Source organism: Ohtaekwangia koreensis (genome assembly GCF_900167975.1).
GTDB lineage: Bacteria > Bacteroidota > Bacteroidia > Cytophagales > Cyclobacteriaceae > Ohtaekwangia > Ohtaekwangia koreensis.
On sequence record NZ_FUZU01000005.1, the window covers coordinates 54,869 to 70,429 of the forward strand.

Genomic DNA, 15,561 nt, shown 5'->3' on the forward strand with positions numbered 1-15,561 from the left:
GAGCGCGAGTCCCCACTTACTGTAAGCGTACCAGGTAAGATTTTGGCCAAAGTTTTCCGGTAAGCAAAATTGCTTTTGATTTCGGATCGTACGCTATACCGTTTAGTACATCTGTATTGGGATACATACTTCTGATTTCATTTCCGATCGGAGAAAAGTCCAGGCGACCAGCAACTTTTCCGGTGGCGGGATCGATCTTCAGAATCCAATTGGTTTCATACACATTCGCATATATATACCCATTTATATACTCAAGCTCGTTTAGCTTTTTTACACGCGTTCCGCCATCCATCACGGTAACCGTCTTTACGGGTTTAAGGCTCGTGGTATCCAGAAAGTATAGTTTCTCACTGCCATCACTCATGATCAGGTTTTTGGTGTCATGCGTAATGCCCCAGCCTTCCGTGTCGTATTTGAATTCACGAAGCTGTTTGTACGTGCGGGCATCGTATACAAATCCAACTTTGTTCTGCCATGTCAGGTGATAGATCTTATCATTTAAAACCGTAATGCCTTCACCAAAATACTGTCCCGGTAATGTTACTTTTTTATCATGCTGCCCCGAACCCGGATTTACTTCCGCAATCCAGGAATGATTGTTCTGTCCTGTACTTTCAAGAATCTTATTTTGATAGATGGTTAACCCCTGAGTATACGCTTCTGAATTGTGTGGTAACGTACTGATAACAGTATAATGAAGCGATAGGCTATCGCGTACGGGTTGATCTTCTGTACCCTTTTTATTCCCGCAGGAAGAGATTACAACACAATAACCGATAACGATCGACAGCCGCAGGAAATAGTTTTTCATTCGCATTTAATAATTAACTTCGAAAAGAAATAAAATTATCGCTAATACCCAACAGGAGTTTTACAGAATAGTCATACCGCCCGGTAATCGTGTGGCCCGTTGAATGTTAATGGCTCTGACAAACGCTTACCTGTTATACGGGATGTTCTCTTGGTGTATGTTATTCGTTGAATTTGACGATTAGTCGTTTCACAAGTTCTTTATCTTTACAATCAACCCCATAAAAAGATGTACTCCACCCCTCTGAAAAATTTACGCTACCGATGGCTATGCCCCGGTATACAGAACACCATTTGCATCGCGCTAACCCGACACTTCTTCGTTCTCCTCTTCAGTTTATGCGTGGTGTCTCTACAGGCACAACAGTCGCAGACCATTAATTTTTATCTGACACCATCTATATCTGCGGAGTTGTTAAATAAGAATGGAACGTTCATTAAAGACTTCCTGGAAAAAGAGACAGGCCTTTCCATCAAGATGGTTATACCTTCTTCGTACGATGAAATGGTTGATTACTTTGGCGCGGATGGTTCATGCTTTGCTATTATGAGCAGCCAGAGTTATATACTTGCCAACAAGAAGCATGGCGCAGTAGTTAAACTTCGCACCGTACGATTTGGCCATTCGGTGTATTACGGACAGATTCTGACGCGTGCCTCTTCGGGTATAAAGACTATTAAAGATCTGCAGGGAAAATCAATTGCCTATACGGACGAACTTTCAACATCTGGATATTTATACCCTAAAAAAATGTTGGAGAAAAATAATGTGAAACCTTCCAAAGAAATCTTTGCCAAGAAACATGATGAAGTCGTGAAGCTGGTATACGAAGGTAAGGTCGATGCGGGTGCCGCATTTTATTCGCCACCGGCAACAGACGGAACCTTACGCGATGCCCGTGTTCGCATCAAGGATAAATATCCGGATGTAGAGCAGAAAGTGATTACACTTGTAAAGACAGATGCTATACCCAATGATCCAATCGTGTTCTCTAAGAACTTTGATCCGGAAGCAGCCCGAAAGCTATACGTTGCCTTAGTAAAGCTGGCGAGCGAAGCGAAAGGGAAACAAACTCTACTCGAACTATACGGCACCGAAGGCTTCGTTAAAGCATCGGATGCTGATTACAATTCGCTGCGTGTCGTGATGGGAGTAACTCGGTAAATATTATAGCTATCCGGCTATCGTATGCATCGTGGCAACAAATGTCCAGATCAAAACCCAATAGAATACAATAAAGAGTATTCGTATTAACAACGATTTGAAAATAACCAGCGCGAGATTTCCCTTGTAAAATTGTTTGTAAGCAATGATGAGGTATAGTTGAAATACCAGCGAGAAGATCATCTCGTTTAAGCCGATGGTGTGCGGTGCAACCAGAAAAGCAGGTATAAATATCACAACCCGTAGAATGTTGGTTTGTCCGATCACGAAGGAATGAAGCACAAAGCTTTCAGCAAAATTATACCGTGAGCGTTTAAAGAAGATCCAGGCGAAGAAGGCAAGCAGCGGCAGAATTAATATAAGACCGAGCATTTTTCCATGCTCGACCATAAATTGCATACTCTCCCGATAATAGGGAAGGGGAGGTTGCTTCGCAGAATTCGGATATGTCAGCGCTTCAAAGTAGCCACTTTTGTAGCCGATATAGGCTGAGAATGCCGTGGTGATTACTATAAAACTCAGCGGGTTAAAATACTTTTTCCGTTTACCTTCTATATACTGCAGTGCCACTATACCAGGTTTTGCAACAAGGTCTTTCATCAACAGAAAAAATCCTTTGTCGGCATGAGTAACTGCATGGATAAGTTCATGCGAAAGATGAGGGATGGTGATACGATGCGTATCAGACTTCTGTCCACAGGCAGAACAAAACGTTCCTGCTATAGCAGCGTCACAGTTTTTACAATTCATGTGAGGTTATGAGATTAAGGGCATGTTTAAGATCTTCCGGTGTATCAATCCCTACTGTCTCCTCCGCGGTTTCGGCAACCATAATTTTAAATCCATTTTCCAGCCAGCGCAACTGCTCCAATGATTCTGCTTTCTCCAATGACGAAACAGGAAGTATGGTAAGTTGCTGGAGTATATCTGCGCGATAGGCATACATGCCAATGTGTTTATAGAATGTATGCTTCGTCAGCCACTCTGCCTCTGGTATATTTCGAAGATGCGGAATGGTAGCGCGACTAAAGTATAATGCTTCATTCAGTTTGCTGATCACAACTTTTACAAGGTTCGGATTGAACAGTTGTGTTGCATTGTCAATGGCTTTAATGAGCGTGGCTATTTCTGTTTTACCGTTGAGTCGCGATACGAGCAGTTCAATTTGTGATGGCTGTATAAAAGGCTCATCGCCTTGAATGTTGATCACATAATCATATATATCTTTTTGAAGCGACAATGCTTCGAAACAACGGTCAGTTCCACTCACATGACTTTCCTTGGTCATGCATACATCTCCACCAAAACTTTTAACGTGATCAAAAATTATAGTATTGTCGGTTGCAACGACAACGGCTGAAATGCCCGATGCTTTTTTTACCTGCTCGTATACACGTTGTATCATCGACTTACCAGCGATGTCTACCAATGGTTTCGCGGGGAAACGTGTGGAGGCATAACGAGCTGGTATAACTCCTAAAATTCTCATGCAGATATTCTTTTTACTTTTAAAGATGTAGTTTCATCATCGACCACTTCAATCGCTTCACCTCTTTCTATATACTCTCCACGCGTAAAAGCATCATGGAGTTTATCGTTGATCATTACTTTCCCGCTAGGGCGTAATATAGTATGTGCTATACCTTGCTTTCCCTTCATCGGTTCTTTGAAGCTGGCGGTAAATCCCTGGGAACTTTCTTGTGTATCGGTTAATGCAACGCGTTTGTAAATCCGTGTGTTGACGAGTTTCGCTCCTCCAACAAACAAGAGCACTGTACCACCGAGTATTCCTCCTATAGCAGCGGTGAGGGCAAGCAGTATATCGTTCATGTGCACGAACTCAAAATCGAAAGCGTCATTGTTGATCATGATCAGCACGAGCGATCCGATAATAAGTGTAATGCCGGCAACACCTGCAACACCAAAGCCTGGAAGTATAAATACTTCAACTGCAATTAATCCGAGCCCGACAAAGAGCGCGATGATTTCCCAATGCTCAGCCAAGCCATTCAAATAGTAAGGCACCAGGTATAGGATCAGGGCGACAAGAGCGGCTGCACCTGCAAAGCCAATGCCGGGTGCTTGCATTTCAAAATATATACCTGCAATGATTACAAGAATGAGAAGCCCACTAATGAAAGGATTTAGAAAGAAGGTAATAACTTTATCTGTAGCGCTAAGTTCATAACGGTCGATGGTGTAGCCTGTAATTTTATTCCGGCTAAGGATCTCTTCTACAGACTCAACTTTTGCTTCGCAGTAACCATATTTGATCGCTTCCGATGTTGAGAAAGTAATGATCTGCCCTTCTTTCTTTATACTGTCCAGTACAACGCTTTCGTCTACCATACCTTCTGCAATACGCGGGTCTCGTTTATTTTCTTCCGCGGTAGCGCGCATGATCGAGCGCATATAGGATTGATATTTATCAGGAGCCTTGCCACCACTGCCATCCACAACGGTAGCAGCACCAATGCTTGCGGCCGGTGACATATAAATACTATCACATGCAATGGAGATCAATGCTCCTGCGGAAGCAGCATCTGAGTTGATGAATACCCAAACCGGAATTTTAAACGCCATGATCTTGTCAACGATATCTTTTGCATCGGTGAGCACACCACCGTAGGTGTCCATCTCGATGATGACAACGTCAGCTTTTATTTCCTCAGCATGCTTCAGGGCGAGCTCAACGTAGCGCGTCATGCGGGGATCAATTTCATTTTTGATCTCCATTATCATCACCTTCTTCTGGGCAAAAGCCGAAACAGAAAGCATGATAAAGCAAAGCAGGAATACGGGCAGGCTCTTCATGAATTTATTTTCCGATCCAAAGATCAATCTTTTTATACTTGCACTAAAATAACCAGGGCATTTTGAAAAACCTTGCGATTTGGGATGTTCACCAACTAAGAAGTTGATACAAAAACTGAAATATAAATTTTCGCATACCTTCAACGGCATCATCTGGAATACAGTAGTGTTGCCGGAAGAAGAAACGATGCTGATAGAAGTGCGCAACCACGAGCAACGTCAGGTTATGTTTTCTGCATGGCAATATGTACAGGATACATTTCGCTGGGAAGATGTGATGTTGGAGGAACCCTGGTGGATTAACCTCAACGCAGCAGCACACGGCATCATTCTCTTTACAATTTATCTTGATACGAGCAACCCTGACAAGAAAGGAATTCTTGCTTACTCAGCAAGTGATTTGAAATTACTTTGGTGGAATAATGATTTTTCGATCTCATCGATCGAGGGAAGTAACGTATTGGGTATCTCCACGAAAATGGGAACGAAGGATGTGGTGCTTGATTTACTTTCAGGGAAGGAGATTCCGTCAACGCAATCTGCCCCGCAGCCATCGTCTGTAAAATTAGCAGACCCGTTTTTGAAGCCGTCACTTTATTATGAAGGAACTGCACATTTCAGTACGGTTAAAACATTTTTAGAGAGCAGACTAAATTTAATGCCGGTTGTTGCGTTGGAGTACTTGGAGCATGATTCAAAGATTTTGATCTCGTATTACACGAAGGAAAATGATCTGGCGAATTATTTGTTAGTATTGTCACATGCAGGAGAGACACTGCTGCATGAAAAACTGGATGAGTCCTTAAAAGGAATCGGCCAGGATACTTTTTTCATCCTCTCAGGATGCGTAATTTTCGTGAAGAATAAACGTGAGCTGATAAGTTATTTTTTATGATGAATGTATTGATATACGCGGGTGCTTTATTTTTTCAGCCGCACGCTCAGGACTCACTGGGCATTGAAACTGTAAATGGAAAAATCTTCGTTGTTCACCAGGTAGGTGAGAAGGAAACACTATATGGTATTTCGAAGCGCTATGGCACAACCGTGGACGCTATTGTCCAATACAATCCAGCGGCAAGCGCAGGCTTGTCTATCGGACAAATTCTTAAAGTGCCTTATACGGCGAAGAGTACTGCATCCAACACGGCTGCTAAAACTACCGGAGGAATTATTCACGTAGTAGCTGCTAAAGAAACAATGTTCTCCATTTCAAAAGCATATGGTGTTTCGGTAGAGGATATCCGACAGTGGAATAATCTCGCGGACAACTCCCTTACTATTGGACAGGAGATCGTGATCAAAAAAAGAAATACCGCGAGTACACCTGCAAATCAGTCCACAACCACATCAACCCCAGCGGTTACAAATGCAGCCGGTACACATACAGTAGAACCAAAAGAAACGCTTTACTCCATCGCGAATAAATATGATATCACGGTTCAACAACTAAAAGAGTGGAACAATCTTCAGAGTAATGAACTTGATATTGGTCAGACTATTAATGTGAAGCAGCCTGCGCAAGGTACTTCTCCGGTGAGAAGAGATACTTCGGTAACAACGCAACAACCTGTTGTTACAGCACGTCAGACCACTACTACTACTACTACACAACCGGTTAAGAACGATCCGCCTCCTGTGAAGAATGATGCTCCTGTGAAGGAGCCTGTAAGAAATCCAACAACTGAAACTATACGTATCTCCGAGTCTGTAAAGAATGGTGATGAAATTTTAGAGAAAGGTATAGCCGAGTTGATTGAAGGAACAGACGGAAACAGAAAGTATCTCGCACTACATCGCACGGCTCCGGTAGGAACAATTCTGAAAGTAAGAAACGAATTGAATAACCGCGAAGTATTTGTACGCGTGATGGGTAAACTTCCGGATACAGCTTTAACCGATAAAGTAGTGATCAAGATTTCGAAATCAGCTTTCGACAGACTGGGCGCTATAGATCCGCGCTTTAGAGTTGAAGTGACTTATTATAAATAAGAAACAGGTATTATATAGGTGTATGCACAGCGTGTATACACCTATATTTTTATCGGAGAGATCCACGAGTAATAATCTCAACAACCATGAATATCGAAGTGCTGCGCAAATTCTGTCTTTCTCTTCCAGCCGCTACTGAAGATATTAAGTGGGGAAGCGATCTTTGTTTTAGTATAGGAGGGAAAATGTTTTGCGTTTCTTCCATGGAAAGTCCACTCCGAATTTCATTTAAAGTGCCAGATGAAGATTTTGAAGAGCTAGCTTCACAGGAAGGATTCATACCAGCTCCTTATATGGCACGCGCCAAGTGGGTATCGTTAACCGATATCAAGAAGCTTAAACCGAAAGAACTGGAAAGCTATATCCGTCAATCTTACGAATTGAAGAAAATGAAGCTCACCAAGAAAGTGCGCAAAGAACTACACCTTGACTGAGGTATAGATCAAAAAAAACTGTGAGCCTCTTTCGAAACTCACAGCCCATAAGTCAAAGCTATATATTAATGCTGATGTCCACCTGCGCCATGCACGTGGCCATGAGAAATCTCATCACTTGTAGCATTACGAACATCTACAATTTCAACATCGAAGTTAAGTTCAACGCCAGCCAATTCATGGTTAGCATCCACTGTTACAGATTCTAAACCTACTTCTGTAACTGTAACAACATTGCCATGGTTGGTTGAGAACTTCATGCCCTTGCGTACATCCTGGTCGCCAAACGCAGAACGTGGCACTTCCTGAATCATAGCAGGATCTTTTTCTCCATATCCTTTAGCCGGCTCGATTTTCAATTGAAGTTTATCGCCTTTGCTTTTTCCTTCCAGTCCTTCTTCCATTCCGGCTATCAGGTTTCCTGCACCGTGCAGATAATTTAGAGGATCACGACCATCACTGGTATCGATAATGTTTCCTTCATTGTCGCGAAGTGTGTAGTGGATCGCAGCTACTTTGTTTTTAGTGATTTGCATTGCTGAATAATTTTTAATGTTTCAATGAGATTATCCTCGGTTTCCGGGATGAAGCAGGAAGGCGAACCTCTATTGGTACCGCAAAAATAGTGTCTTTTATCTTCTTAAGTTTTAAGAATCTCAGAAAAGGATTCAAAGCCATCATTTTTACAATTTTACGCACACGTTAGCGTACAGCGCTGATCTGGAAACGTTTGTCCTGCGTTTTTGGAAGATTTACCACCCTCTTGATCCGCATTTAACCCTCAACTTTCATCCCGATTTAACCTACAAGAGTCCATGTTGAACTGGATTGCCAAAGTATTATTCATCCAGAAAAGATCTACCGAAAAGGACCTGCGTAAAGTCAGAGTGCTCTTTTTCCTCGAAGCATTTTTCGGACTGATAGTACTGATCATCCTGTTTACACTCTTGAAAATTTTTCTATAACCTAATAACACCTTTATGAAAAGAAAATTATTACCAGGCAATGTGATCCGGCTCAGCTGGTTGCTGGCAAGCTTCTTCCTGCTGGGGCAGCTTGCATACGCACAGACCAACACCGTGAGCGGAGTAGTTAAAGACGCAGGAGGTCAGTCGATGCCAGGGGTCAATATTTTGATCAAGGGAACAACGATCGGTACAGTTACCAATGCAGACGGTGAGTATACGATTGACGGTCCGCAGAGTGGCGTACTTCAATTCAGTTTCATCGGCTACAAGCAACAGGAAGTTGCTATAGCCAATCAAACAGTGATCAATGTTGTACTGGAAGAAGACATATCTACTTTGAATGAAGTTGTAGTAATTGGTTATGGCTCTGTTAAAAAGACGGACGTCACATCATCTATATCTTCCGTATCTGAAAAAGATATTAAAAACTTACCTGTTGCAGGTATAGATCAGGCTATACAAGGCAAGCTCGCTGGCGTAACAGTAACTAGTAATGGAGGTCAGCCCGGAGGAGGTATTTCCATAAATGTAAGAGGAATCACTTCTGTTAATGGCAACCAGCCGCTATATGTAGTGGATGGCGTGATCTTAAATGGAAGCAGAAGCAGTATATCGCAAGACCAACTTGGAGGAATGGCAGGACAAAATGTACAGAGTCCGTTAGCTGCCATTAATCCAAATGACATTGAATCTATAGATATTTTAAAAGATGCATCAGCACAAGCTATATATGGTGCGAGGGGTGCAAATGGAGTAGTTTTAATTAAAACAAAGTCTGGCAAGGCCGGTGAACCAAAAATTACATACGATGTATACTATGGTGTACAGGACCTGAGGAAAAAGTTGAGTTTAATGGATTTGAAGCAGTATGCAGGCTATCAAAACTCACTGGTACCCGAAATAAGAGCTGCAGGTAGTACTTTGGATACATTAGCTGAATTTAAGAATCCATCTCTTCTTGGGCGAGGAACAGATTGGCAAGACGAAATTTTTCAACAAGGATCAATTCAAAATCATCAATTATCTTTTTCAGGCGGCAAAGACAAAACTACATACTATACTTCCTTTAATTATTATAAGAATGAAGGGATTGTAATTGGCTCTGACTTCGAAAGGTTTAATATAAAACTCGGTATAGATCAGCAGGTAAAGCCCTGGCTTAAAACCGGTATTAATCTTAATGTCTCAAAATCAAATCAGAAAATTACGTTAACCGATGGATCGGATGCGGTTATTAGTTTGGCAGTTTACAATAGTCCCGCAGCACCTGTAAGAGGACTAGATGGACAATTCGCTTCAGTATCAAATATAGGGGGTAGTAATTTTGGTAACCCCAACAATCCCGTAGCGATGGCTACTATGCGAAATGTTAAAGCGATACAGTATAAAGCGTTTGGTGCACTTTATGCCGACATTAATTTCTTAAAGTCATTTACATTTAGAAATGAAATAAATTATGACTTTAACCTTGGTCAAAATTCAGCGTTTCAACCGCTCGTACAGAATACAGCTACAGGAGCAACTATATTATCCCCAAGCAAACTAGTTGAAGACAGAACAACAGCATTGTTTTGGGCTTTAAAAAACTACCTGACCTTTGATAAAACATTTGGCAAGCATTATGTAAATGCGGTAGTTGGTCATGAATCCACCCTAAGCAATTTTGACCAGATCACTACATCAAGACAGAATCTTACAAATAATTTGCAGTCTATAAACGCTGGCTCCGCCACCAACCAAACTATAAGTGGAGGTAAATATCTTACTGCTTATGAATCCTATTTTGCAAGAGCGCTCTATTCATTCAATAGTAAATATTCTCTCTCTGGTTCTATCAGAAGAGATGGTTCTTCTTCTTTTGGTCCTAACAAAAAATGGGGTGTGTTCTCGGCAGTATCTGCAGGATGGACACTTTCTGAAGAAGAATTTATTAAAAACATTCCAGCTATAAATCATTTAAAGTTAAGAGCAGGGATAGGATCTGTTGGAAACTCTAATACGGCCAATCAGAATAACGCTTACGCAACGAATGTATCATTAGTTGCAATCAGTCCATTTGGAAACGGTGCTCAGAACTTCAATGTGGGTAATCCCAATTTACAGTGGGAGTCTGTAGTGACTAAAAATGTGGGGATTGACGCCACCGTGCTAAGTGGCATTATTGACCTTAGTGTAGATGTATATCAAAAGGTATCTACAAAAATGCTGGTGCAAGCCAAACTTCCTGTATATAGTGGTCTTAATTCGGGTAATACATATAACCCTGTGCAGCCTCCGGTTACAAATGCAGGTAAAATGACTAATACCGGTATAGATATATCTTTAACTACGAACAACATTACAAAAGGTAATCTTACATGGAAAACCAATTTCATATTCACACATTATAAAAACGTTTTGAACGATAATGGTGGTGTACCACAACCAGCATACAGAGAATACGGAAATGCAATTCAGGTAACGAATTCTCCCTCGGGTCAGGCAGTCGGTTCGTTTTATGGTTTAAAAACAGATGGACTCTTCCGTACGCAAGGAGAATTGGATGCATTTGGTTTGGCAAACAGTAATAATCAATTAGCGGTTGGCCCACAAGGTATATACTTGGGTGATGTTCGTTTTAAGGACGTGAGTGGTGATGGTTTAATTAATTCCCTTGATTTAACAAATATAGGTAGCCCTATTCCAAAGTTTACCTATGGAATGACCAATACTGTAAACTACAAGAATTTTGATCTGTCTATACTGATCACGGGAAGCTATGGCGCTAAAATCCTGAATTATACAAAACGTCTTACAGAAGGTCTTTATAATTCTTATTTGAATCAGTCGACTGATGTGTTGAACAGATATACTGCTGAAAATCCGGATGCAAGTATTCCTCGCTACAATCAATGGAATGACAACAATAGAAGGTTATCCGACAGATATGTAGAAAGTGGTTCTTATTTGAGAATTCAGAATGTAAGTTTAGGATATAATATCCCAGGCACTCTTTTAAACAAGACAAAGTTTACATCTGCACGCGTTTATATATCTGCGCAAAATCTGAAAACATTTACAAAGTATTCAGGATATGATCCTGAGATTGGTGCTTATAATAATAACGTGTTCAATATGAACATTGATGATGGGCATTATCCGAATCCAAGAACATTTACCATCGGAGGTAACTTTGTATTCTAAAGAACATTTTAAATATAAAAAAATGAAGTATATATATATATTAACGTTATCACTGTTCTTTGTGGTAACATCTTGTGACGAGTCTTTCCTGGAGAGACCTTCACAGAATAACCCGACAGAAGAAAACTATTATAACTCAGCTATAGAGGTAAATGGTGCCACTGGCTTACTATATAATAAGGTTTGGTATGACTATCAGGATAAAGCTTTCCATGCTATAGGTGAAGCACTAGGCGGTAATATGCTCACCGCTAACGACCCCAATTATGGAGGTTTAGTATACAATAAGTTCACGTTTACAAGTAGTGATGTTTTGGTTGCTTCCAGCTGGGCTTCATTATATTCTGTTGTTGGTGCTTCAAGTTCATTAATTCAAACACTTGAACAGAAGAAGGCAAACGTGTCTGATCCGGCTTACCTGATCCAGGGTATCGCTGAAGCGAGATTTATGAGAGGGGTTGCTTTTTTCTTTCTTGCCAGAGCCTTTGGTGCTGTACCTATTGTTGACGACCCTGTTGCTTTTGCTTCTTCGGGTGTATTTAATTCACCTCGTTATCTACAGGCTGATGTATTAAGATATGTATTGGAAGATTTACAGTATGCTGAAGCGAACCTGGCAAGTGAGGCTAGTCAGAAAGGGAGAGTTACAAGTCTCTCAGCATCTGGTATGATGGCTAAAGTTTACCTGTATATGGGAGATTACGCAAATGCTAAAATCAAAGCCGGGTTAGTAATTGATTCTAAAAAATATTCACTTTACCCAGACTACTATGAAATGTTTACGAGTTCAAAGGCAAACAATAATGTTGAATCATTATTTGCTTGGCAATGGGCCGCAGCGGGCGGATATTCAATTGGAAATCCAATTCAAGCTTACTGTGGAACACAGGCTTTGTTAAAACCAACAACGGGTGCGGGTTATGGATCTGTAATTCCTACTATAGATTTAATAAAATCATACGATCCGTTAGATAAAAGAAAAGACTGGTCAATCATGCAGCACGGATTCTTCAGAAAGGATTGGACAAATATAAATTTCCCTAACGGATATACCTATGATACTACATCTATAGGTGGTGATGACGCCTTCAAAACAAAAAATGGCTCACGTGCAAACGCAATGAAATATGTTGTTGGCCCAGGTTCTAACGGAGAGAATGTAAATGGATCTTCAACAGACATCTGCACATATATACTCAGATACGCAGATATTGAATTGATATATGCAGAAGCAATTCTGGGTAATGATGCGTCTACCAGTGATGAAGCCGCATTAAAAGCCATAAACGATGTAAGAAAGAGAGCTGGCTTACCAGATTTAACATCAGTAACCAAGGATGATATATTGATGGAACGCCGACATGAGTTTGCCTTTGAAGGCGACTATTGGTTTGACATTCAGCGGCAGGGATTTAATAATGCTAAGGAGATAATAAAGAAACAAGAGAGAGGCTCGTATGACTTCAATGGTAAACTTCAAAGTGAAAAAATCATATTAAGTTCTCCTGATCAAATGTTCTTGCCTATTCCGCAAACAGATTTATCAGCTAGTCCTATGCTAAGAGAACCTGCTGTTCCGTATTATCAATAAACCTTTTTCGAAAGTTAAAATATCAACTATGAAAAATTATCTGAATATAATATTCACGATGGTGTTGTTTGCAGGAGCATTGTACTTGACCTCCTGTAAAGACGATGAAGTCTCTCCATCTGTTGCGCATGTCTCACCGGAGTCTGCGGCTGCTAAATCTCTTTTGACTGTCACGGGCGCAGGCTTAAAAGACATTCAGAAAATTACGTTTGAAAATGGAAGCGTTCCTGCCAGCTTTACTTCAACATTTAACACAGATGGAGCCATTCTTTTCAGAGTACCAACTGATGCTGTTCCTGGCCAACAGAATATCATTTTTGAGAATGCTTCCGGTAAAATATTTACAGTGCCATTTACTGTGTTGGGATTAGCAACTATAAATGATGTTTCGGACTACAACTTCAAGAAGGATACTGAAATTATACTGACGGGTAAAAACCTGGACGATGTAACGAAAGTTACTTTTACCGGGACGACTACAGAGCTTGAAGTCGTTAATAAAAGTGCGACAACGCTCACCGTAAAATTTCCACAACCTGATCCGGGTTTCTATGAGTCTACCTTAACAATTACGAATGCTGCTGGCCCTGCGACAACTACACAATCATTTGTGGCTATAGATAATGCTGTGCAATTATTTACGGACGATTATGGTATAAATCCTTCAGGTAATGCTTTCCAGAATGCATCATGGGGACCTTCATCTATTAGTACAACGCAGTTTAAGTCAGGAACCGCTTCGTTGTCTTTGGGATATGCTAAAGGTAACTGGAGTCAGGATGGATTTGGTTGGGATAATATATCGAATGACGGTTATAAATATCTGTCGTTCTGGTTGAAAGGTGCATCAAAAGACTATACGCTATACGTGTGGTCTTCGGCCCAGCCAGGAACCTTCAATACATTTGATGATTTTAAGAAAATTACTGTACCTGCTAACGTATGGACGTACTATAAACTTCAGGTAAGCAGTTTGAAAATTTTTGGTGAAAATAATACTACATCATGGAACCAGATTGGATGGAGGATTCAAGGACCGGATGATCAGGATGAAACCTTCTATATAGATGATGTGATCTTGATAAAATAGATTACTATAAACCTGCGGGACTGCGTTCTGCAGGTTTATATATATAGTTCTCTCTCTAACTCTCTCCCTCTCTCTATTGACGGAGAATTGGGGTTCATTGCATATATCCTTAAACATATCATCGCACCCGAAGTGTTGATTGTATCAACAACAAGTGCTGCAAGAGGTAAATTATTTATGCAATAGAGAGTATAGATTTTATAAATATAGATGTTGAATTATTTTTTATAAGATGAAAAACAAATTAGCTGCAGTTTGGGTAATCTCAATGTTTTTTTGTTTCGCTTGCTCGAAAGACAAGGAAACTGACGCTATGCCCCAACCTGAAAACCCGGCATCGCTAACCAAGCAAAATGTAACAACGTATATGGTTGACAAAAATGCGACAGTCGAAACAGTCGCATTGTTCTATAATTTAAAAGTAATGGCTAAAACCAGTTTTGCTGTTGGCCAGCAAGACGCGTTTGATGGATTCTATAAAAATACTGGAGATATATCTGATATAAAAAAGACAACCGGTAACGATCCTGCTTTACTGGGATCAGATTTTATGTTTATTACAGATAAGAATAATACAGGCCAAAGCGATAATTGGTTTTTCCAACAGGAAGAGAAGATCATCAACAATGTTAAGCAAGCGTATAACAATGGGATGATAAATATTTTTTGCTGGCACCTGCGGGAACCCTATAAGGAAGAATCATTTTATGTATCTGACATGACTGCTGATGCGAAAGCAAAAGCATTCAAAAGTATTTTGCCAGGAGGAGAGAATCATGAATGGTATAAAAAGAAATTAGATAAAGTTGCATCTGTTTTTAGCAGCCTGAAAGGAGCAAACGGAGAATTGATTCCGGTAATATTCAGACCATTCCATGAGTATGATGGCAGCTGGTTCTGGTGGGGAGCTGAGTTTTGTACAGCCGATGAATATAAAACAGCATATCGCTTTACTGTTGATTATTTAAAAAATACCAAAGGTGTACATAATGTCTTATATGCGATGTCACCAGATAACAGTTATGATACAAAGGATAAGTATTTAAGTCGATATCCGGGTGATGATTATGTTGACATTCTGGGTATGGATAATTATGGCGACCTGAGCACAGGCAAAGGACAAGCAGGATCTGACCTCGCCAATAAAAAGTTAAAAATCGTATCCGATTTGGCAATTGAAAAAACAAAAATCGCAGCGATGTCTGAAACCGGCTACCAGATAACACCATCCACTACACCGATAACCGGATGGTTTTCAAACTATGTATATAATGCTCTTACTGCAAATGACATTGAAGTAGCCTTTGTTATGTTTTGGGTTAATGGAGGCGATAATTATTTTGTTCCTGTATCTTCATCTTCAAATGCCTCTGATTTTGTTGACTTTACCAATAAGCCAAAAGCATTATTGCAAAATGAATTACCTGATATGTATGTCATTCCAAATTGATCGTTCTTCTATTGGTAATTCCGTTAGGAGGAAGTAATAAAACTAAGCGCTTTAACACTTCGCT

General features: G+C 40.5%; 13 protein-coding genes. 8 read left to right on the forward strand and 5 right to left on the reverse strand.

All coding sequences use genetic code 11. The features are described 5' to 3' along the window. Positions 1-16: 16 nt before the first annotated feature. Entirely contained in the window at positions 17-811 is a 795-nt protein-coding gene (locus B5Y40_RS27465) for a glutaminyl-peptide cyclotransferase (protein ID WP_159453827.1), read from the reverse strand. 228 nt (positions 812-1,039) lie between these two features. Here B5Y40_RS27465 and B5Y40_RS27470 point away from each other — a divergent pair, with 228 nt between their 5' ends. After that, a complete protein-coding gene (locus B5Y40_RS27470) occupies positions 1,040-1,975 on the forward strand; it encodes a phosphate/phosphite/phosphonate ABC transporter substrate-binding protein (protein WP_079690098.1) in 936 nt (311 codons plus the stop codon). Positions 1,976-1,984: 9 nt separating this feature from the next. Here the strand turns inward: B5Y40_RS27470 and B5Y40_RS27475 are convergent, their stop codons facing one another. Genes B5Y40_RS27475 through B5Y40_RS27485 form a run of 3 tightly spaced genes read right to left on the reverse strand, consistent with a single transcriptional unit; the run spans position 1,985 to position 4,789 of the window. Beyond that, entirely contained in the window at positions 1,985-2,725 is a 741-nt protein-coding gene (locus tag B5Y40_RS27475) for a DUF3667 domain-containing protein (protein ID WP_079690099.1), read from the reverse strand. Beyond that, positions 2,715-3,464, reverse strand: coding sequence for a 3-deoxy-manno-octulosonate cytidylyltransferase (gene kdsB / locus B5Y40_RS27480; protein ID WP_079690100.1), 750 nt, complete (start codon positions 3,462-3,464; stop codon positions 2,715-2,717). The genes B5Y40_RS27475 and kdsB overlap by 11 nt, the downstream gene beginning before the upstream one ends. Further along, positions 3,461-4,789, reverse strand: coding sequence for an NfeD family protein (locus tag B5Y40_RS27485; protein WP_079690101.1), 1,329 nt, complete (start codon positions 4,787-4,789; stop codon positions 3,461-3,463). Before B5Y40_RS27485 ends, kdsB begins: the two co-directional genes overlap by 4 nt. A 103-nt stretch (positions 4,790-4,892) precedes the next feature. Between B5Y40_RS27485 and B5Y40_RS27490 the strand changes: the two genes are divergently transcribed. The 3 genes from B5Y40_RS27490 to B5Y40_RS27500 all read left to right on the forward strand — a co-directional run bounded on the left by B5Y40_RS27490 (position 4,893) and on the right by B5Y40_RS27500 (position 7,215). Beyond that, entirely contained in the window at positions 4,893-5,684 is a 792-nt protein-coding gene (locus B5Y40_RS27490; RefSeq protein ID WP_079690102.1) for a DUF4905 domain-containing protein, read from the forward strand. After that, positions 5,681-6,781, forward strand: coding sequence for a LysM peptidoglycan-binding domain-containing protein (locus B5Y40_RS27495; protein ID WP_079690103.1), 1,101 nt, complete (start codon positions 5,681-5,683; stop codon positions 6,779-6,781). Before B5Y40_RS27490 ends, B5Y40_RS27495 begins: the two co-directional genes overlap by 4 nt. A gap of 86 nt (positions 6,782-6,867) precedes the next feature. Next, on the forward strand, positions 6,868-7,215 hold the full coding sequence (locus B5Y40_RS27500; RefSeq protein WP_079690104.1) for an MmcQ/YjbR family DNA-binding protein: 348 nt from the start codon (positions 6,868-6,870) through the stop codon (positions 7,213-7,215). A gap of 65 nt (positions 7,216-7,280) precedes the next feature. Here B5Y40_RS27500 and B5Y40_RS27505 read toward each other — a convergent pair whose 3' ends face one another. Further along, positions 7,281-7,751 (reverse strand): FKBP-type peptidyl-prolyl cis-trans isomerase, encoded by a 471-nt coding sequence (locus B5Y40_RS27505; protein ID WP_079690105.1) that lies wholly within the window; start codon positions 7,749-7,751, stop codon positions 7,281-7,283. 444 nt (positions 7,752-8,195) lie between these two features. On the opposite strand from B5Y40_RS27505, the gene B5Y40_RS27510 reads away from it, so the two are divergent. From B5Y40_RS27510 to B5Y40_RS27525, 4 genes are all read left to right on the forward strand, one after another. Then, entirely contained in the window at positions 8,196-11,366 is a 3,171-nt protein-coding gene (locus B5Y40_RS27510; protein WP_079690106.1) for a SusC/RagA family TonB-linked outer membrane protein, read from the forward strand. A gap of 22 nt (positions 11,367-11,388) precedes the next feature. Then, positions 11,389-12,957: a RagB/SusD family nutrient uptake outer membrane protein gene (locus B5Y40_RS27515; RefSeq protein WP_079690107.1), complete on the forward strand. Its 1,569-nt coding sequence runs from the start codon at positions 11,389-11,391 to the stop codon at positions 12,955-12,957. A gap of 28 nt (positions 12,958-12,985) precedes the next feature. Beyond that, the gene (locus B5Y40_RS27520; RefSeq protein WP_079690108.1) at positions 12,986-14,047 is read left to right on the forward strand and encodes an IPT/TIG domain-containing protein; all 1,062 of its coding nucleotides are present in this window, start codon (positions 12,986-12,988) and stop codon (positions 14,045-14,047) included. Between the two features lie 232 nt (positions 14,048-14,279). Then, on the forward strand, positions 14,280-15,497 hold the full coding sequence (locus tag B5Y40_RS27525) for a glycoside hydrolase family 26 protein (protein ID WP_079690109.1): 1,218 nt from the start codon (positions 14,280-14,282) through the stop codon (positions 15,495-15,497). Positions 15,498-15,561 lie beyond the last annotated feature (64 nt).